Raw genomic sequence first — 19,721 nt, 5'->3', positions numbered from 1 at the left:
GAACAGGGAACAGGGAACAGGCAAGAATTATTACCACTGACAACTGTACGGGCGAAGCATTTGGAGAACTATTTTTGGCAATGACCGATAATTTATCTTCCAAATGCTTCGCCCCTACTAACAACTGACAACTGACAAAAAGTCCATTTTTTGTAGGTTGGGTTAAGCGACAGCGCAACCCGACGCATTTGTTGGGTAACATACGTCAACCCAACCTACAAATCAAGAGTTTTTTCGATTTGGACAAGGTATTGTTACATAGATTGAATTTTTAACGCCAACTTAACTTATTGTTGATGTTTTTTTGCTTTTTAATCGCTTTAACCCTACACCAAGACCAATTCCTGTTATAGAACCAAGAATAGTACCACTCCCTGAAATATCCCAAGGCACAGCCACAGCTGTAGCGAACCATCGGTTGGGATTATTCCAGTGATATATGTTGTAGGAGTGTTGAACTTCTCCTATATATGGAGATTGGGTTGAATTGTTCGGCTGTATTGACGCTAAACTTAGAATAGTGTTCGGACTTGCATATACGTTTGGATTCTGGGTTGCGTAAGCGAAGTACACTCCTGCCCAATCATTCCCATTTATTCCAGTCGGATTCACGTAACAACCGCCTAATTGACAACCAACAACACTAGCCAATCCATTAGCAAGAGATTGATTTCCCCACAACGCATTAAGTGGACTGTTCAAAGCGTTTGTGCCGGAAAAAGCATCATTGCCATTGAAACTGTGTTTAGTTACATCGTACTTTAAACCATTATAGGTAAAAACAACAGCACCAGCAGGGGAAGCAGAAGCAATCGTCCCAGCCAAGGTAGCACCAGCGATAGCTATACAAACTTTTTGGTTGATGAACATGGTGTTCAAAAATAAAATAGTTAACACAAACAAAATTTAACACTATGTCACCATAAATTAAATATTGAATCTCATAACAAAATTTCGTAGTTAAAGACATAGTAACCCCAAAATAACAAAATTAGCTCGCAAAGACAATCTTCCTGAACCAGTCTACATAGCTCGTATGTTGACATAAAAAATTCTCTAAATATCGCAGTTTACCTCACTTGGTCGTACTCACAATGCTTATACAGCCTTTGAACCATCCTAATTTGGCTACAGTATTGACAAATTTAATTATTTCTAATTGCAGATTTTTAGAACAAAACTGTTCCCAGTTAAGAGTTAAGAGTTCCCTACCCTGACAGACAACTTTTTCAAAAACTCCTAATTATCAAAAACCATGGTACAATAAATAGTTCTCTAAAACAGTGCTGGGTGAAGAACGTAGAGACAAAACTCAGCACACCTACACACTCAGCACTAAAGAACTCTAGTTTATGCCATTGCCAATTGTTGCAATTATCGGTCGCCCCAATGTGGGCAAATCCACCTTTGTTAATCGTCTTGCCGGAGATCAAACGGCAATAGTCCATGATGAACCAGGGGTAACACGCGATCGCACCTATCGTCCAGCTTTTTGGAATGATCGGGAATTTGTGGTAGTGGACACAGGTGGCTTGGTTTTTAATGATGACACCGAATTTCTCCCCATGATTCGCCAACAGGCGTTAACAGCACTTTCAGAAGCTTGTGCTGCTATTTTTGTTGTGGATGGACAAGCTGGTTTGATGCCCGCAGATGAAGAAATTTCTGAATGGTTACGTCAACAACCAGTACCCGTATTACTGGCTGTAAATAAATGTGAATCTCCAGATCAAGGGGTGATTCAAGCCGCTGAATTTTGGGAATTGGGACTAGGTGAACCTTTCCCCATTTCCGCGATTCATGGTAGTGGGACAGGAGAAATCCTGGATGAGTTAATGAATCACATTCCTCTGATAGTAGAAGAACAGGAAAATAAGGAAATTAAAGTTGCCATTATTGGTAGACCAAATGTAGGCAAATCCAGCCTACTCAATGCGTTTGTTGGTGAATATAGAGCTATTGTCAGTCCTATTTCTGGAACAACTAGAGATACAATTGATACAGTAGTTGAACGAGGTGATCAAACCTATAGGTTAATTGATACTGCTGGTATTCGCAAAAAGAAACATATCGAATACGGGACAGAATTTTTCAGTATTAACCGCGCTTTCAAAGCTATTCGCCGCTCTGATGTGGTTTTATTAGTGATTGATGCCGTAGATGGCGTAACTGAACAGGATCAAAAATTAGCAGGTCGCGTTTTAGAAGAAGGTCGCGCTTGTGTTATTGTCGTTAATAAGTGGGATGCTGTCGAGAAAGACTCGTATACCATCTATGATCATGCAAAAGAATTGGAATCACGCTTACACTTTACAGAATGGGCAGATACCATTTATGTTAGTGCTGTTACGGGACAACGGGTAGAAAAGATTTTAGAATTGGTAAATACAGCGGCTGAGGCACACAAACGCCGTGTGAGTACATCAGTAATTAATGAAGTGCTAGAAGATGCTATCAGTTGGCATTCACCACCGACTTCACGGGGCGGTCGTCAGGGTAAGATATACTATGGTACTCAGGTGAGTAGTCAGCCTCCTTCTATCGCGCTGTTCGTTAATGACAATACCCGCTTTAATGATAATTATCGCCGTTACATTGAACGCCAATTCCGCAAACAGTTAGGCTTTCAAGGTACACCCATTCGGCTATTTTGGCGCAGTAAGAAAGTTCGAGACGTGGAAATTGGCGGTCCAAATCGCGCTACTCGTGTAAAATAGGAAACGTAAGGAGTCAGTTAGGAAGCCAAAAAGGAAGCCAGGGAATAAATTCCCTGTCTAAAAGCTAAAGTCGGTTAAAACCGACTGTTTTATGTTTATTTATTCTATAAATAGGATAATTTTTGATTTTGAGTTAATCAGAGTGCGTTTTAACGTACTTTAGCTATTAGACCGGAGTTTTATTTCCGGGTGGCTTACTGACAACTGACCAATGACAACTGACAAAATATGGATTTATTGCGATCGCTTCCTCTCGGACTTTACTTAGAAGAACCGCAAACTTGGTTACATAAACTCGACCCGCGAGTTAAGTTAATTTGGTTATTGAGCTTTCTGAGTAGCTATATTGTCGCTAATAACTATTGGCGGGTATTATTGGTATTACTGCTAATTACTTTTACTGTATTTGCCAAAATTCCCCTGCGAGTATGGCGACAACAAATGGGCTGGTTGTTGATATTATCATTTATGGTATTAGTCATTGCCTCCATTAGTCCTGATGGATTAGGTGTAAGTTATCAGTCTCGCTTACCTGCAAATGAACAAATCCTCACCCAACCAATAACTGATAAAAAGATCCAAGTTACTCCCGAATTAGCAGATAGTAATAAAGAATATAGCTATGTGCTATTTAATAAAGGATTTGTGAAAGTAAATCGCCGTTCTTTGGATTTGGCAATTAGCTTGAGTACAATGGTTTTTACATTAATCTACAGCACTAATTTATATTTGCTCACAACTGCACCAGAAGAAATTACTTCGGGAATGGAAAGTTTAATGCAGCCGTTGAGAAGGTTCAATATTCCCGTTACAGAAATTACCCTGACGTTAACTTTATCTTTGCGGTTTATTCCCCTTGTTTTAGAAGAAATCCAAAACCTAGTGCGTTCTGTAATGACTAGGGCAATTAATTGGAAAAAGCTAGGATTAAAAGGAGGGGCAAAAGTTTGGTTAATTGTGACTGAGAGATTATTAGAAAATCTGCTTTTGCGGGCGGAACAAATGGCAAATGCGATGATGGTAAGGGGTTTTACGAGTCCTAATGAACATCGAGTTAAATGGCAGGAATTAAAGTTGAAAATGGGTGATTGGTTAGCGATCGCCACTTTAATGATATTTTGGGTAATCAGGATAGCTTTTGGTGCTGATGTTTCTTAAATAGACACCTGGCGAAAAAAAATGTAGAGACGTTCCATGGAACGTCTCTACTGGGTGAATAAATTGATTATTTTTTAGTGCTGAAAATGGTAGTAAACATCATTAACATTCCCCCTGCCAAAATAATGATTGCTAATCCTCCAGCCACTAAATCCAAAGTATTACTATCTATGGTCATATTATTCATGCTCCTCTAAATTATACATTATGAATAATAATACACAACTACAAGTTATTCTTTCTAATTCTATTATTGCCACCGTCTTACCTGCAATAGCCCAACTCGATTTACCTAACTGGTGGTTGGCTGGGGGTGCAGTCAGAAATACCGTTTGGCGTTCTCTGTTTGGGAAAGAATGTGATTTATTTATTAAAGATTTTGATATTGCTTTTTTTGATGAAACAGGAAATCGTGAACAAGAATTATTTGCTAAGTCTACTTTAAAAACACAATTTCCTGAACAGGAGTTTGATGTCAAAAATCAAGCTAGTTTTGGAAATTGGCGGGCTGGAAATATGATTTTTAATAGTACAGAAGATGGGATTATAAATTGGTTACATACGGCGACTGCTGTGGGAGTTAGGATGACTAAACAGGGAGAATGGCAATTTTTTACTCCCTACGGTTTAGATGATTTATTTAAGGGGATTATTCGACCAACACCAATACATATTCATAATCCAGATGCTGATCAAAAAGCGGCCAGTTTTTTGCAAAAATGTCCTTGTCTGCGGTTGGGAAAGGATGAGTTATGATTGATTAATATGGGCGACTAGAAGTGGTAGCTACACAGACAAAATCCACCTGCGTAGGTTTAAAAACACTGTGAACACACGATAAAGTATATTTTCCAGGAATACTACTATGTATCAAACAGATCCACCCCGTTCACCTCAAGAAGTGTTACCAACGATGTATGATCTCAAAAGTGAAGATCCAGAGGAGAAAGGTTTGCCTGATCAATTTCATTTATTACAACCTCGTTTATTAGACGAAACTTTTAATTCTCCTCCCTATCCTAGCAACAAAATATTTACCGCTAGTGATCTGAACCTCTATTATGATCCTCATCATCCCACATGGTACAAAAGACCAGATTGGTTTGTATCTGTGGATGTTTCTCCTCTTTATAAAAATGGTGATTTACGTTTAAGTTATGTAATTTGGCAAGAGGGAATTACTCCTTTTATTATAGTTGAATTACTATCACCAGGAACTGAAAAGGAAGATTTAGGACAGACTTTGCGGAATGTGGAAAAACCGCCTACAAAATGGGAAGTTTATGAACAGATTTTAAGGATTCCCTATTATGCTATTTTTGACCGTTACAAGTATGAGTTTAGAATGTTTAAATTAGATGGTGGTCGTTATGCGGAAATAGATTTATCATCATCAAATTCTCGTTTTTGGATACCAGAAATAGAATTAGGTTTGGGAGTTTGGGAAGGAACTTATAATAATATTCAGCAGCCTTGGTTACGCTGGTATGATGTTTCTGGTAATTGGGTTTTGACTCCAATAGAACAAAAGGAAAGGTTGATAGAACAGTTAAGAAAGTTGGGTGTTGAACCTGATATTTAATTTGTCTGAAATGGCTAACGCCACGCTTCGCTATCAGGATATCCAGGATTTCAGGATTTCAGGATTTCAGGAGTTTCAGGAGTTTTGCCTTATTTAGACAATTGGTAGCATTTCAGCTACTACAATTTATAAATCAGGAAAATCTAAAGGAGATATTGTTTGGTGTTCTGTGAGAATTGCTTGAGATCATAGTCATAATCATTATAATCGTCAAAATAATCATCATAATCAGAAATATAATCATCATAATAATCATCATTATTGTTTAAATCCGCTGCCGGATAATTATCTTCATAATCATCACTAACTTGAGTGTTATGTTTTGTTAATGGCTCATATATTTTTTCGGATTTGATATTATACATTTTACAAATATCAACCCGACGGAATAGATAGTCATCAAACCAACCCTTCACAAATTCGTAATCAACATCCTCTCCCCAATAATCCAACCAAATTCCCCCTGCATTGCCTGGGAAGTATCCTGTCGGTGCGTTAATATCATTTGATGCATTAATTTCATAAATATATCTGCCTATTTTATGAATAAACTGATTCCACATCTTGCTATCATATGTTTTAGCTAAACCTTGATAAATAATTTTCTGCACAGAAAACCCAAATTTACCATTACTGTATTTCACCCATAGATAGTCAATAGTGCAGAGGTCTTCATAGGGAAACTTATCAATACTATCATGATCTAACCAACTTTCTCCGTCCTGTTTCGCAACTGCTAACATTACACCTCTGGTTTCTTCATCTGCTTCCGTCCATTTTCCAGTTTTGAGTAAATCACGCAGCTTTCTATAATCCATTCCTGATGCTGATATTAGCTTAACATCATCATACTGAATCTTTTGAAGCTGTTCAAAAGTTTTATGGTAATCATGAAAATTATTTCCTTGTTTGTAAATAGAGGCTGCTTTGTTTAAATCATCTATTGCGACTTGCTTATTTCCTAAAATAAAAGTGTAATCATCAATTGCATCATAATATCGTTCTAATTTGTAATAAGCATTTCCTCGATTGTCGTAAACACTATCAGATGCAGGATTTAAGTTAATAGATTGGGTGTAATCATCAATCGCATCATAATATCGTTCTAATTGGTAATAAGCATTTCCTCGATTATTGTAAGCATTATCAGATGCAGGATTTAAGTTAATAGCTTTGGTGTAATCATTAATCGCATCATAATATTGTTCTAATATGTAATAAGCATTTCCTCGCTTGTTGTAAGCATTATCAGATGCAGGATTTAAGTTAATAGCTTGGGTGTAATCATCAATCGCACCCTTATAGTCTCCTAAAGTATAGCGAGCGTTACCTATTTTGTAATAAATAATTGCCATAGTTGCATCACTTACATAATAATTACTGGCTTCATTTGATATTAAATATAAGGCGTGATAATAATCGAAAATAGCACCTTGATAATTTTTATTATTAACACATTCATCACCTAATATGATATATTTATCAGAATCATAAGATGTGGAAGATTTGAAATTCTCTAAATAGCCACGTAACCCACCAAGATAAAATAATTCATCTATTCCTAATGAAGCTTTAGTATCAACAGATTTAATCATATTAGTTGGTAAAAACCCAGCTATAATAAGTCCATATTCTTTTTCCGTATCACTAAATTCTTCTTGACATAAAATACAAATTAAAAGAGCATTTTTTTCAATTTCTTCTCTGTCAATTGACCATTGAACTTTATCAAAATTTCCATAACGGGTTTTAACCTGAATACCAATTGATGAATCAGAAGTTAAGGTAAAATCAATTTTTCCATCTCCACCAATGCGTTTTTCATAATCAACCTCAGTTACAAAATTACCTAAACGACTTTTAACAACTTCCTCACCCAGCTTTCCCTTGAAATTATTGATAACAACATCACGAATAGGAGTTGAAGAAGTATGTCTATATTTTTCAGCCATATCCCAGCAAAAATCCCGTAATTGCTGTAACCTCTCTCCAGAGATAACTGTCAACTCACTATGCTGGCCTTCCTTCTTACAATGGAGTAAGTCACCAGATTTCAGTCTTTGAATAAAATCAGTCTGCTGTGCTTTGAGTATAGTTGTCCAGTCCATTTGTCAAAACCCACCTTTATCTGACAAAAAGTATTTATTCTATTATTCCCTATCAAGCAACAAAAAGCACTAATCTAGATCACATTGCAGTTTTTGAGTCTAACCGAAAAGTATAGAATCCTCAAACCCTAAAAACACAACTCAAACAAACATCCTGTAAATCCTTAAATCCTGGATATCCTGATTCTGACAATTTGACAATTTAATTTTATAACCCTATGAGTTTTGACAACGTTTGTAAACTACTAGCAGAAAAATATCCCTTTGACTTTGCTAAATGGTTACTTCCCCAAGAACCAAAAACCATCAAAGTCTTAAAAACAGAATTGAGTATAGAACCAATTCGCGCTGATTTTGTCACCTTCCTACAAACAGAAAATCGGATTTTACATATTGAATTTCAAACTAACCCACAATCTAAACCTCCCATTCCTTTTAGAGAGTTAGACTATTCAGTGAGATTAATCCGTACATATCAAGTTCCTGTAATCCAACTAGTGATTTTCTTACAAGAAACAGATGATCCAATTGTTTTTACTGAAGAATATGTTACAGCAGTTTGCGATCAAGTCCAGTACAAAAATAGCTATCTAAATAGGGTCAAAAAACAATCCACAATGATTAAACCAATTGAGAGAATTTTCATCAGTAATAGCATTAACCGCCATAGTAATTGCCTCATCAAGAGCATCAACACTACGAGCTTTTGCAGAACGTAAGATTTCTTTTAACTTTGACCAACATAATTCAATGGGTGATAAATCAGGGGAGTATGCAGGTAAAAATTTAACCTTTGCTCCAACAGATTCAATCAAAACTCTTGCCTTTTCGGCATAATGTACAGGTAAATTATCCATGACTACAATTGCGCCAATCCACAACTGAGGTAGTAAGATTTGTTCAATAAAAACTAAAAAACTAGTAGTGTTTAAACTACCAGGAAAGGTCATAGTGGCAATTAACCCTTCATCACTCATAGCTCCAATTAATGTGATGTTTTTACCTTTATTTCCTGGACGATCATCATAGACCCTTTCACCTTCAACACCTCTACCGTAGTTTCGTGTCATAGCCAGGTTTACACCTGTTTCATCAATGAATACAAGGTTTTTGACATCTATTGTATCCAGCCAACGTCGAAATTCATAACGCATTTCTTGTACTCTTTGTGTTTCTTGCTCACTTGCTACTAAAGTTTTTTTCTACGTCTTAAGTCTAAGCGTTTTAGAGTTTTAGAGTTCGGGATAAACTGGATATACTTACCTCTATTTCTGTTTGATCCTTTATTACTGCTTGAATTTCCCGTAAATATATATCATTCTGCTCTATCACTATTTTTTTCAACAATTCTTCTTCTTTACCTTTAATTAAAGAACGGCGGTCTCCACCTTGGGGTTTGGGTTCTATCTTCCCCGTTTCTCTATATTGGCGGAAAATGTTCTAATTCCATTGTCCATTTTTCCTTGTTTAAACAACTACTTTATTCTTAAATTTTTGGTGCAATCTTGAGTATGATTAGTAATGTTATTTAATAGTTTTTAAGAAAAATTTACAATTTATATCATTTATTCCTAATCAATTATCAATAAATAGAAATTATTGACAATTGGTAAAAATTTATTTAATCCTGAAACTCTTTCCAGTCAACACTTGTAAGTTATTCTCTTACGTTGAACTCAGGTGGAATCAGCAAAACTATTACTGGTAGATGACGTACAAGGGTTGAAAAAAAGGTGCGTTAGGCTAAAGCCATAACACACCCCAATTAAACTAAATTGCAAATACAACTAAGGATACAAACCTCGATCATTCAAAGCTTGCGCGACTCTACCTACACCCAAAGTATAAGCAGCTAATCGCAGATTTACCCCCCGTGCTTGCGACTCATGAATCACCTTGCGGTAAGCCTGAACCATCAAATGTTCCATTTCCCGGTTGACTCGTTCTTCGTCCCAGAATAGGTAAGAAAGACCTTGTACCCATTCTAAATAACTTACTACTACACCCCCAGCATTGGCTAAAATATCCGGTAACACAGTCACTCCCTGGGCTTCTAGAACGCGGTTAGCTTCCAAAGTCACAGGACCATTAGCAGCTTCTGCAACAAATCTGGCTTGAATTTGATGAACATTTTCTGCGGTAATTTGGTTTTCCAATGCGGCGGGGATCAACACATCACAAGGTAAAGTTAGTAAATCTGCATTACTAATGGGTGTACCTTGGGGAAATCCCACCACACTGCGGCGGTTTGCAGCAGAGTAGGCTTTGACAGCGGAAATATCAAGACCAGCTTCAGAAAATACACCACCCGCACCAGTGGAAACAGCGATAATTTTCGCTCCCTCTTGATGTAGTAATTCCGCCACAGCCCCGCCCACATTACCGAAACCTTGAATTGCTACCCTTACTCCCACAAGGGATTTACCCTGATCTGCAAGTGCTTCACGGACAATAATCATCACACCGCGTCCGGTTGCCATTTCTCGTCCAAGAGAACCACCAATAGATAAGGGTTTACCTGTGACGACTCCAGGGACAGAATGACCAACATTGACAGAATAGGTATCCATCATCCACGCCATTTCCCGCGCTGATGTCCCCATGTCTGGGGCTGGTATATCTACTGATGGTCCAATGTCTTTAATTAATTCACTAATATAACGGCGGCTAATCCGTTCTAATTCCCCCACACTGAACTTTTTGGGGTCTATGGGAATTCCCCCTTTGCCACCACCATAGGGAATGCCTAACAATGCACATTTCCACGTCATCAGCATTGCTAGGGCGGATACTTCCCGTAATGTCACCGCTTCATGGTAACGAATCCCACCTTTATAGGGTCCTAAAATATCCGAATGTTGTACCCGGTGTCCTGCAAAAACCCGCACTTCCCCATTATCCATTTTTATGGGAATGGAAACTGTAACAACTTTTCGCGGATGACTGAGTATTTCTACGATACCTTGATCTAATTTTAATTCTTTAGCCGCCCATTCTAAATAGCTACAAGCTTGATCATAAGGGCAAATATGCGCCGGAGAATGATTTTCCATAAGTGGGAGAGATGTTGTCACCATAATACTTACTCCTCATCACGGTATCTTCGTAAACCGGATTGATATAGTTAGCTTATCCTCTTTTTGAGAAAAGATATCAATTTTGTAGTTTTTGTTACAATTTTATTTTTTTTTGTAAGATACTCCGCGATATCCCCGACTTCTCGAAGAAGTCGGGGATCTGAGGGTTACTATTAAAATGGACTCAACCCAAATTTTCGATAAATGTCTCTTGTGTAAAACTCCCATGTAAACCATAGGGAATATGATGTTTCAGGTGTAGTTTTGCAACTGGTTTCTCTTTTTCCAGATTTTCAGCATCTAAAATCACTACATCAGAACGATGATGTTCTGCATCATAAACTAACGCTATTAACCACCCATCATCTTCTGTTTGGGAATTTGGACGAGGAATAAAAATTGGTTCCCCTATAAAACCTCGCGGTGCTGCACTCCATAGTTGTTTTCTTCCTGACTCTAAATCTACCTTAAAAATGGCTTGTAATGGTGCGTTCACCGTTGATTGATGAGCGGCAGCACTATATAAATAACGATAGGATTTACCTACGTAATTCGGGTGAATTGTGGGAAATTCAGTGGGACGAGGATCTATTAACTGATTTTGCACTTTATTCTCTGATAAATTCAGATTAAATCGCCATAGTTGGGGAGGTGAATTTGTATCAAAATCAGTTTTTCGATAATCGCTATTGGGTTCGACTTCTGTTAATGATTCATAGCAGATAGAATCAATGATAATTTCATTACCCACTTCAAAAGCATTAACATGATGAAAAATAAAACCGGCTTGGGTTTCTAAAACTTTGACATTTTCAGTTTGTGTTTTGCGAGGGATAATAATAATTCTTGTGGGTTGATTTTTTTGAAATTTAATACATTGGGCTGCGCTGGATATTCCCAAAGCAAAAGGTATGGGGTTAAAATCAACAGGATTTTGAAAGAAGATACAGTAATTTTCTGTAATTACAAAATCATGAATAAAACAAAAACCAGGAACGCTATGATTTTGTTTGCTGGTAATTTCCCCATTTGTGTTCAATTCAAAGATTGTAATTGTGGTTGATAGTCCCGGTTTAATAGCAAAGTTGACTAAGGTGCCATTTGGATCAATTCGTGGGTGGGCACTAAAGGCTTCTCCTTTGGATAAAACACCGTTAAAATATTCATTTCCTAATGTTTCTAAGGTTTGGGGATTAAGTGAATAAGGTTCGGCTGCTTCCCATAATGCTAAGAGTTTTTTACCCCAATAAATCACATTTGTATTCGCAATGTTTTTAATTTTTAAATCAAAAATATTAGCTAACCAACCACCAGGTTTTTGTGTACCAAAAACACCACGATAAAGAATTTTACCTGCTTTCTGTTCTGCTAAATAACCGGCTGTTTGCACAAATCGGTTACGAAAATGGGCGCGGCCATTGGTAAATGTAATGCGGCTAATCATTCCGTCACCATCAAAAGGATGATGTAATCTTTCCTTGTTGATATCTAATAAACCAGCCCCATTCCTAAATAATGTTCCTGCTAATTCTGGAGGAATTTCTCCTTCTATATCATCAATCCAATAGTCATATTCTTCGGTAAGAGATTCATATCCTCCTTGCCAGTCTTTGAGGGTATAGGATTTCTCTAAAACTTGACTATCTTGGGGTTCTAATATTTGCATTTTTTGTTTGCTATGCTGAAAAACTAGATTGATTGACTATGCTCAATCTCAATTTTAGCATCTGGTAGCCAGTTAATAAAAAATATTGGGATAAGTGAGCTACAGTTAGTAATAATGATTAACAACCATAATGAATCAAATTGATGTTCTGTGATTCCCAACCATTTCATCATGATTGATCCTAATGCGTAAGAAACTGTTCCTCCTAAATTAAATACAGACATTATTAAAGCAAAGAATGTGGCCTCTATGCCGGGAGGACAAAGTTTTGTTGATAATACTAATATAGGCATAAATAAAACTTGCCCAATCACAGTAATAATTAAACTATCACCTAAACTGAACCAATGATCATCTATTCCTAAAAGTCTGTTGGTATGAGTTACTAATAATAAAGTTGTCATTCCTAAAGCTGTGGATAGAAAAATCCCCCAACTAAACATAATTCTAAAGGGGATAGTTTTCAGGTAACGTTGAAAAGCCCAAACTCCAATTAAGGAAGCCAAACTGGTGACTAACCGAACTCGCCCTAAAAATTCTGGTTGAAATTGTAGTTCGTTAGTTGTAAAATAGAAAAATGCTGATTCGGCATTTGGTGTAGCGTGCCAAACAAATATAAATGCTGTTGGTAGCCAAATTGCTTTTTGCGTAATAGCTTGGCGGATCTGTCCTAATTGATATTTTGTGTTATTGCTTTTTTTATCATCTTTATTAATAGGTTTTTCGGAAATTAACCAAGCTACAGATGAGATAATTAGCGGGAATAATGCTGTTATTAAAAATACTGTACGGTTGGTAAAATATTCTAAAAGTAAGCCGCTAAGGTAAGCTGTACACAAGCCACCTATGGCTGAACTACCCCAACAAAGAGATTGTAAAGAACCTATTTTGGCTTCTGATTCACTTCTAGCTCTTTCAACTACTATGGAATCAACTATCACATCACTAATAGCTACAGAGAGAGAAGAAAGTACAATCATAATTGTGGCTGTTGTGCTAGTATGAACCACTGTTCCTAAACATACCCAAGCTGTACAGCCCAGAATTCCTGATAGAACTATGTAAGGCTTTCTATGGTAGCCAAATAATGGTAAACTATCAGAGATAAAACCATATAATGGCTTAGTCATCCAAGGTATGGTACTGATGCCCACGATTGCTGACATCTGCACTGGACTTAATAGCAATTCATCTTTGAGAAAAAAGCTAACAGCTAAACGGGATAATGCCAAGATGCCTTGAACAAAATAGATGGTAAGAATTGCTATTAACTCAGCACTAGGTTCGTTACCTAAGAGAATTTTTCGGGTTAGTAAATCTTTGAATTTGGGTAAGGTAGGGGAGTCATTTAGCATTTGGATGAATAACAATTAAGTTTTATTTACTTTTATATCATAGATTTTTAAATTGGGGGTAAGTTTTTATTAATTATGAATAAAAGCGAACAACCATGTTCAATGAATTGCAATATTTTTGATACATTTATAGAATTTGTATAAGAGGATGTTTTAAAAGTTTTTAATGTGTAAACAGACCCCTCTCCAAACCTCTCCCCTGGTAGGGGAGAGGCTTTAAAACCCCCATTCCCTTGTAGGGAAGGGGGGGAGGGGGGTTAGGTTTTTGGAGATTATGGGTTTCATATAATACTTTTCAAACAACCTCTAAGTTTCTCTACCAAAGGACATTCCGCAGATGTGACTGATGATTATTGATAAGTAATCAGACAAAATTAATTAGATAGTTTTCTGCAAATTCTCTGAGAATTTTTTCAACAAATGCGACGAAAGTTTTCCAATCTTTGTAAGCAATGCCAAAAATTTCTATTTACTACTTTTATCGAGAACTATCTAAGTAGGTGAACACAATAAAACCAATCTGTGTAAAGAAAAGTAAAATCGCTCAAACCCTCTTCACTCTTGCCTCTTGCCTCTTGCTTAGTGCCATAACGACGATTTACAATGCTAACCTACTTACATCTTTGTGGTCAAATAAACAAAATATCCCACCAATAATGCCGAAATGGCTTATGGGTGGGACTCATGGTAGTTTAGTTAAGAATTTTTCTCCAAGTAAAAACTAGGTTCTTCCTGGTTTTTTCTTAGAAATCATCAAGAAACTGACCAATACGATTAATTACAGGGTCTACTTCTTGAGGTATGGCTGGTGCCACGCTAACGCTATCAGAAGGAATACAAGTAAGTGGTTCCTGATTCAGGATGATTGTCAACTTTGCTACTTGTTGAGTAAGTTGCAACATTTGACTTTCCATAGACTCCAAACGATGAGACTCTTTAGCAAAAAAACGTTCTTCAAAACCAGCTATTTGATTTTGGATCTCACCGATTTTTTGTTCAACCGTGGTTAGATTTGCTATTTTAGAAGCTAGTTGTACAGGTTCTGGGACACACAAAAAGTTCCAAAGAGCCTCTTTACACAGGTCACTGAAAGTTTTATCTGGCTGTGTCTCTAAGTAGTTTTCCACCTGCGCTAACAAGCTCTCATCAGCAATTTCTGGATTGAACGTAACGGATTTAACTACCTTTTTTGACCATTGGAACATCGGTTTTATGACCTAGCACGAACAGCAGCAGATAATTGCGCTTCTCCATAAATATACTGCCCCAAAGCATTAGCCTGGCGAGAAGGTGCAGCTAAGTAAGCGTTGATTTGAGCTTCTTTGAGCAGACGTTGGACATCTTCCCAGAAAAATTCTCCACCACCACCTGTAATAATCACATCAGTTACCCGCTCTGGCAACCACGCTAACACACGAGAGCAAATTTCCCGTGAAAACTGTTCTTTGAGGTTAGGCAGAAAATCATCTAAATTGGTAGGTTTACTAGCACCTTTAGGACGGTAAAAGCGATCGCCTTTAGGCTTATTAACCGCAGAAATCAGTGCCAAAGATTGACTATCAGCACCCTGTACTTCCGCAGCTACCAGTTCATAAAACTTGCTCATGCCAAAGTCTTCACTCTTAGAAGCAGCCCTGGCAAAGCGGAAATTATCCACCATGATCATATCAATGGTTTGGTGGCCAATATCAACAATCCCCACAGATATTTTCGTAAAATCGGGAACTGCTGTGCCTTTATTAGGTTGAGTTTCTGACCACAGCAAACTACCATAGCCTTCGGGCATTACCCAGACTTTGCTAATATTCAAAGTTATGGATTCACCTCGGAAATTCAATACATGAGGTCCAGTTACCAAGCTAGTTAACTGTGCCTTTTCTTTTTCAAATTGTTCCAACGATAAGAACGGCAAACCCAGGACAACGAAAATTTCATCTCTGAGTTTAAAGTACCCGGCAGATGATAATACTTTGACCAGAGCATCTTCTACCTTAGATTGGCCAACGCCAAGATTAGCCCCAAAATCGGCGGCTAATTGCCCTACAGCATAACCACTACCTTGATACTCCAGCCACAAATCCATCAGTGGGTCAGTTGCCTTAGCCTCAAATACACCGCCGCGAATTTGCTCAATTGATGTTTGCTTGACATTGGCAGGAATGAAAGCCACATTACCGGGTTCACGGCTCACACAAGTCTTTGTAGAGGTTCTACCTAAATCCACACTCAGAATAGTTTTACCGGTAATATTGCTTGGCCTTCCAGGATTTACCGAATTCATGGGTGTCGCTGCTGCTGGTTGACGGTTCATGGAAATGGCAGCGGCATTCATTGGATTGGCTACGGGGGGTTGGTCTGTCATGAAATCTCCTCTTTAAAAAGTTATCATGCTCATCTTACAAAAAAGGTGAGCTCCAAAAAATTTTAGGTTGGGTTAAGTGTAACTAGAAATACGTGAAAATTGAGAATAGGCAATGGTCAATTTTCGATGATTTAGCATTTTTGATGGCAGTTTTCGGTAGATGTCCGGCTTTTCTTCCTGATTTGGTGTTTTTACGCTTGTAATTGATTTGCCAACAAATCAACACTATAGCAAGTAGTCCTACTTTAATTGCTAAAATTAGTTGCAGAAGATTATTTTATCAATACTCCTGAGTTCTGACTCCTGATATAGTGGGAGAAAAAATCATTAATTTCCCCCCACTGCCAGTTTTAGCTACATCTAACTAAATGCTTGATGTCAACGATTGAACTCTGGATTCGGAAGACCACTCTAATGGATTCCAAACTCTTTCTTCTAAAGCCATTTGCTCAATTAAACTAGCCAAACGTAAAGCTTTGAGAGCTTGTTCACCACCGACAGAAGGCTGATTGCCACCACGGACACAGTTGACAAAATGCTCTAATTCTGCACTGAGAGGCTGAACATTACTGGTATAAACCTTTTCGATTAAACCATCTTGTCTATAGAGGACTTTTTGGTGGTCAATCAGAGGATTTATCGGTGTTTGCCGATGTACCAATATCTCATTAGTGAGAAAATCTGCTTCTGTAAATGAATTTTTACAATGGGCAACTAAGCGGCGAATTTTGCGATGAGTAACTTTGCTGGCTGTAAGCGTGGCAACAACACCATTGGCAAACCCCAAGGTGGCAGTTACATAATCTAAATAACCTGAGTCTAAAGAACGAGTCCCACTAGCAGTCAATTTTACTACTGGTGAGGCGGCTAATTCTAGCAGCAAATCAATGTCATGGATCATTAAATCCAGGACTACGGAAACATCATTCGCCCTCGCTGAATAAGGACTCATGCGGTGAGATTCTAAAGCCAAAACTTCCTCGGTTTTGAGGACTTGGGTGAGTTCCCTGAAGGCGGGATTGAATCGCTCAATGTGACCAACTTGCAAAATACACTGAGATTCGGCCGCAGCATTAACTAGAGATTCTGCTTCAGAAATACTAGCCGCTATGGGTTTTTCAATTAAAACATGGATTCCTGCTAACAAACAGTTGATACCCACAGCATAGTGAAGCCGTGTAGGTACAGCAACACAAATTGCATCTACATGAGGTAGTAAGTCGCAGTAATCTTCAAAAAACCGGACTTTGTATTTGCTGGCAGTTTCTAAACCACGTTCGACGTTAATATCGGAAACGCCGACTAGTTCCACATCTTTCATGGAACTCAGAACGCGGGTATGATGTTGTCCCATGTTGCCAACCCCAATCACACCTATACGGATGTGATGCGGCTGACTGCGCTGTGAATATAGATTTGGTTCTGACACTGATATGCTATCTTGCACTATTGTTCTCTCCTCAACCACCAAATTTAGAGACGCTACGGTCGTTGGCCTTTGTACTTAAACGCCAGGTTTGATTTGTCTTAAACCATCCAGATGGTAACATAGTGATTATCTTTATGAAGAATTTCAAAGTTTGGGTTCAGTTCCCGCCATCTGGTAATCTTTTCGGTCAGCAGTTGTTAATTATCCTGTTTTATTCATCTATGATAAAAATTATGTGTTTTTTTGGGTTGACTGTGTAAATTTCATAACTTCTTAGTAGAAATTCTCAGGTACGTATTTGGGAAATTAACTAAGTTCAATAAATACCTGATTTTTACAGGGGGTAAATTAATCACCCTTACTACAAGTAAAATTACAAGTCATCAAATAGTTAATACTCAGAGTATAATGTTTTAGACGATTTATACAATTGATATTCTCATTCCTGAGTGTCTTTTTGGACATATTTAATTTTTGTTTGTGGCATTTTGTTGATTTTCCCATCTTTTGGATGCAATTTATCAAGGAATGGGTAATTGGTCAAATTTCCCGCTTCTACCCCTGTTTATTGATCTCCCATTTCTTATTCTGAATATGAAAGCTGTAATTCTGTTGTCTGGTGGTTTAGATTCTTCGACAGTTCTTTACAAAGCAAAGGCTGATGGCTGTGAATGTTACGCTATTTCTTTTGATTATCAACAGCGGCATAGGAAAGAATTAAATTCTGCTTTGATGATTGCTAAAGCGGCTGGAGTCATTCAACATCAAGTGGTTAATTTTGACTTGCGACAATGGGGTGGTTCAGCACTGACAGATCAAAAGATTGATCTCCCTAAAGGGCTATCGCTGGCCGAAATGGCCGATAATATTCCTGTAACCTATGTTCCAGCCCGGAATACCATCTTTTTAAGTTTTGCTTTGAGCTATGCCGAGGCGATCGCCGCAGAAAGAGTATATATTGGCGTTAACATCCTAGATTATTCTGGCTACCCAGATTGTCGTCCTGATTATATCGAAGCTATGCAGGAAGTTTTCCGCTTGGGAACAAAACAAGGACGTGAGGGAGAAGCTATGAAAATTATTGCTCCGTTAATTGATTTGAAGAAGACAGAAATTATCCAATTAGGTAATCAATTAGGAGTTCCTTGGGATCTCACTTGGTCTTGCTATGCTGGTGGTGAGTCAGCTTGCGGTGTCTGTGATTCTTGTCAGTTGCGATTAGCGGCTTTTGCAGAATTGGGTTTAAAAGATCCTGTTGATTATTCTGAAGTTGGTTAGAGGTTGTTTGAAAAGTATTATATAAAACCCGATTCCTGTCATATCTCCAGGTGATTTTGCAATGCTTGACGCATTTCGTTGACGGGGACTGTTTCCTGTTGTAACCAGATTTTTAAGGCTGCTGCACCTTGTTGGACAAGCATTTCTAAACCATCAATCATAATTGCTCCTTGTTTTTCGGCTAGGTGCAAAAATTTGGTGGGTTTGGGGATATAAATTAAATCATAGACAATGGCATCACCAGGCAAATAACCCATTTCTTGACTACTCAATGGCGATTCATCAACATGGGGATACATTCCCATCGGGGTTGTATTTACCAGTAGGTTAGCTTGGTGGAGTAGGTTCGGTAATTCTTGCCATTCATGCACCTGAAATTTATCTGCAAAGGGTGAATTTTGCCAACTTTGAGTAAATGCTTGTAATTTCCGTAAATTCCGCCCTACCACGTGAATTTCTGCCAAACCCAGTTGAATACAACCCGCTACCACAGCCCTCGCAGCCCCACCATTCCCTAAAATTACCGCTTTTTTCTGACTCCAATCTTGATGATATGTTGTTTGTAAAGGGGCAATAAATCCTTCGACATCTGTGTTTGTCCCCACCCATTTATCACCTTGACGAGTGACGCTATTCACTGCACCGATAGCTTGAGCAATCGGGGAAATTTCGGATAATAACGGCAATATTGCTTGTTTATGGGGAATTGTGATACTAAATCCTACAACACCAATACTAGCAAAACCTGCGATCGCTCTCTCTAAATTTTCCGGTGCAACGGGAAAAGGCAAATACACATAATCTAATCCCAGTTTAGCCAAAGCCGCATTGTGCATCAATGGTGAAAGGGAATGTGACACAGGATGTCCAATAACTCCCAAAAGTTGCGTTTTTCCAGTAATCATTTTTATTAGTTGTTAGTAGTCAGTTGTCAGTTGTCCGTTGTCCGTTGGTTAATAATTTGATTTACAATTATTCACAGTAACTTA

The 19,721-nt window shown here is 37.9% G+C and carries 15 protein-coding genes and 1 pseudogene; 6 read left to right on the top strand and 10 right to left on the bottom strand.

Annotation, left to right across the window (positions count from 1 at the left end; genetic code table 11):
• Positions 1 to 282 precede the first annotated feature (282 nt).
• Entirely contained in the window at positions 283 to 897 is a 615-nt protein-coding gene (locus PN450_RS01585; RefSeq protein WP_271835212.1) for a hypothetical protein, read from the bottom strand.
• Between the two features lie 455 nt (positions 898 to 1,352).
• Between PN450_RS01585 and der the strand changes: the two genes are divergently transcribed.
• The 4 genes from der to PN450_RS01565 all read left to right on the top strand — a co-directional run bounded on the left by der (position 1,353) and on the right by PN450_RS01565 (position 5,457).
• Entirely contained in the window at positions 1,353 to 2,717 is a 1,365-nt protein-coding gene (gene der, locus PN450_RS01580; protein ID WP_271835211.1) for a ribosome biogenesis GTPase Der, read from the top strand.
• A gap of 228 nt (positions 2,718 to 2,945) precedes the next feature.
• Entirely contained in the window at positions 2,946 to 3,875 is a 930-nt protein-coding gene (locus tag PN450_RS01575) for an energy-coupling factor transporter transmembrane component T family protein (protein WP_271835210.1), read from the top strand.
• 207 nt (positions 3,876 to 4,082) lie between these two features.
• Positions 4,083 to 4,631, top strand: coding sequence for a nucleotidyltransferase family protein (locus PN450_RS01570; RefSeq protein ID WP_271835209.1), 549 nt, complete (start codon positions 4,083 to 4,085; stop codon positions 4,629 to 4,631).
• Positions 4,632 to 4,740: 109 nt separating this feature from the next.
• The gene (locus PN450_RS01565; protein ID WP_271835208.1) at positions 4,741 to 5,457 is read left to right on the top strand and encodes a Uma2 family endonuclease; all 717 of its coding nucleotides are present in this window, start codon (positions 4,741 to 4,743) and stop codon (positions 5,455 to 5,457) included.
• Between the two features lie 143 nt (positions 5,458 to 5,600).
• On the opposite strand, the gene PN450_RS01560 is transcribed toward PN450_RS01565, so the two are convergent.
• Positions 5,601 to 7,565 (bottom strand): GUN4 domain-containing protein, encoded by a 1,965-nt coding sequence (locus tag PN450_RS01560; protein ID WP_271835207.1) that lies wholly within the window; start codon positions 7,563 to 7,565, stop codon positions 5,601 to 5,603.
• 218 nt (positions 7,566 to 7,783) lie between these two features.
• Here PN450_RS01560 and PN450_RS01555 point away from each other — a divergent pair.
• Positions 7,784 to 8,116: pseudogene (locus PN450_RS01555) on the top strand (hypothetical protein); the annotation flags it as partial.
• 39 nt (positions 8,117 to 8,155) lie between these two features.
• Here the strand turns inward: PN450_RS01555 and PN450_RS01550 are convergent.
• The 7 genes from PN450_RS01550 to PN450_RS01520 form a co-directional block, all read right to left on the bottom strand.
• On the bottom strand, positions 8,156 to 8,719 hold the full coding sequence (locus PN450_RS01550) for an IS630 family transposase (protein WP_417033729.1): 564 nt from the start codon (positions 8,717 to 8,719) through the stop codon (positions 8,156 to 8,158).
• 633 nt (positions 8,720 to 9,352) lie between these two features.
• Positions 9,353 to 10,642 carry a Glu/Leu/Phe/Val family dehydrogenase gene (locus tag PN450_RS01545; protein ID WP_271835206.1) on the bottom strand — a complete coding sequence of 430 codons (1,290 nt, stop codon included), beginning with the start codon at positions 10,640 to 10,642 and terminating at the stop codon, positions 9,353 to 9,355.
• Between the two features lie 184 nt (positions 10,643 to 10,826).
• Positions 10,827 to 12,308, bottom strand: coding sequence for a carotenoid oxygenase family protein (locus tag PN450_RS01540; protein ID WP_271835205.1), 1,482 nt, complete (start codon positions 12,306 to 12,308; stop codon positions 10,827 to 10,829).
• A gap of 23 nt (positions 12,309 to 12,331) precedes the next feature.
• Positions 12,332 to 13,663, bottom strand: a complete 1,332-nt coding sequence (locus PN450_RS01535; RefSeq protein WP_271835204.1) for a folate/biopterin family MFS transporter — start codon at positions 13,661 to 13,663, stop codon at positions 12,332 to 12,334.
• A 743-nt stretch (positions 13,664 to 14,406) separates the two neighbouring features.
• Entirely contained in the window at positions 14,407 to 14,868 is a 462-nt protein-coding gene (fcmC, locus tag PN450_RS01530) for a filament morphology membrane protein FcmC (RefSeq protein ID WP_271835203.1), read from the bottom strand.
• A gap of 5 nt (positions 14,869 to 14,873) precedes the next feature.
• Entirely contained in the window at positions 14,874 to 16,025 is a 1,152-nt protein-coding gene (gene fcmB, locus PN450_RS01525; RefSeq protein ID WP_168651799.1) for a filament morphology actin-like protein FcmB, read from the bottom strand.
• A 364-nt stretch (positions 16,026 to 16,389) separates the two neighbouring features.
• Positions 16,390 to 17,472 (bottom strand): Gfo/Idh/MocA family protein, encoded by a 1,083-nt coding sequence (locus tag PN450_RS01520; RefSeq protein ID WP_041457566.1) that lies wholly within the window; start codon positions 17,470 to 17,472, stop codon positions 16,390 to 16,392.
• Between the two features lie 576 nt (positions 17,473 to 18,048).
• Here PN450_RS01520 and queC point away from each other — a divergent pair.
• The gene (gene queC / locus PN450_RS01515; RefSeq protein ID WP_271835202.1) at positions 18,049 to 18,732 is read left to right on the top strand and encodes a 7-cyano-7-deazaguanine synthase QueC; all 684 of its coding nucleotides are present in this window, start codon (positions 18,049 to 18,051) and stop codon (positions 18,730 to 18,732) included.
• Positions 18,733 to 18,770: 38 nt separating this feature from the next.
• Here the strand turns inward: queC and PN450_RS01510 are convergent, their stop codons facing one another.
• Positions 18,771 to 19,637 (bottom strand): shikimate dehydrogenase, encoded by an 867-nt coding sequence (locus tag PN450_RS01510; protein WP_271835201.1) that lies wholly within the window; start codon positions 19,635 to 19,637, stop codon positions 18,771 to 18,773.
• Positions 19,638 to 19,721 lie beyond the last annotated feature (84 nt).

The organism is Dolichospermum lemmermannii CS-548, from assembly GCF_028330815.1.
Classification (GTDB): Bacteria; Cyanobacteriota; Cyanobacteriia; order Cyanobacteriales; family Nostocaceae; genus Dolichospermum; species Dolichospermum lemmermannii.
Note: the sequence above shows the minus strand (reverse complement) of the source record. Positions and strands in the feature narration are given on the sequence as shown.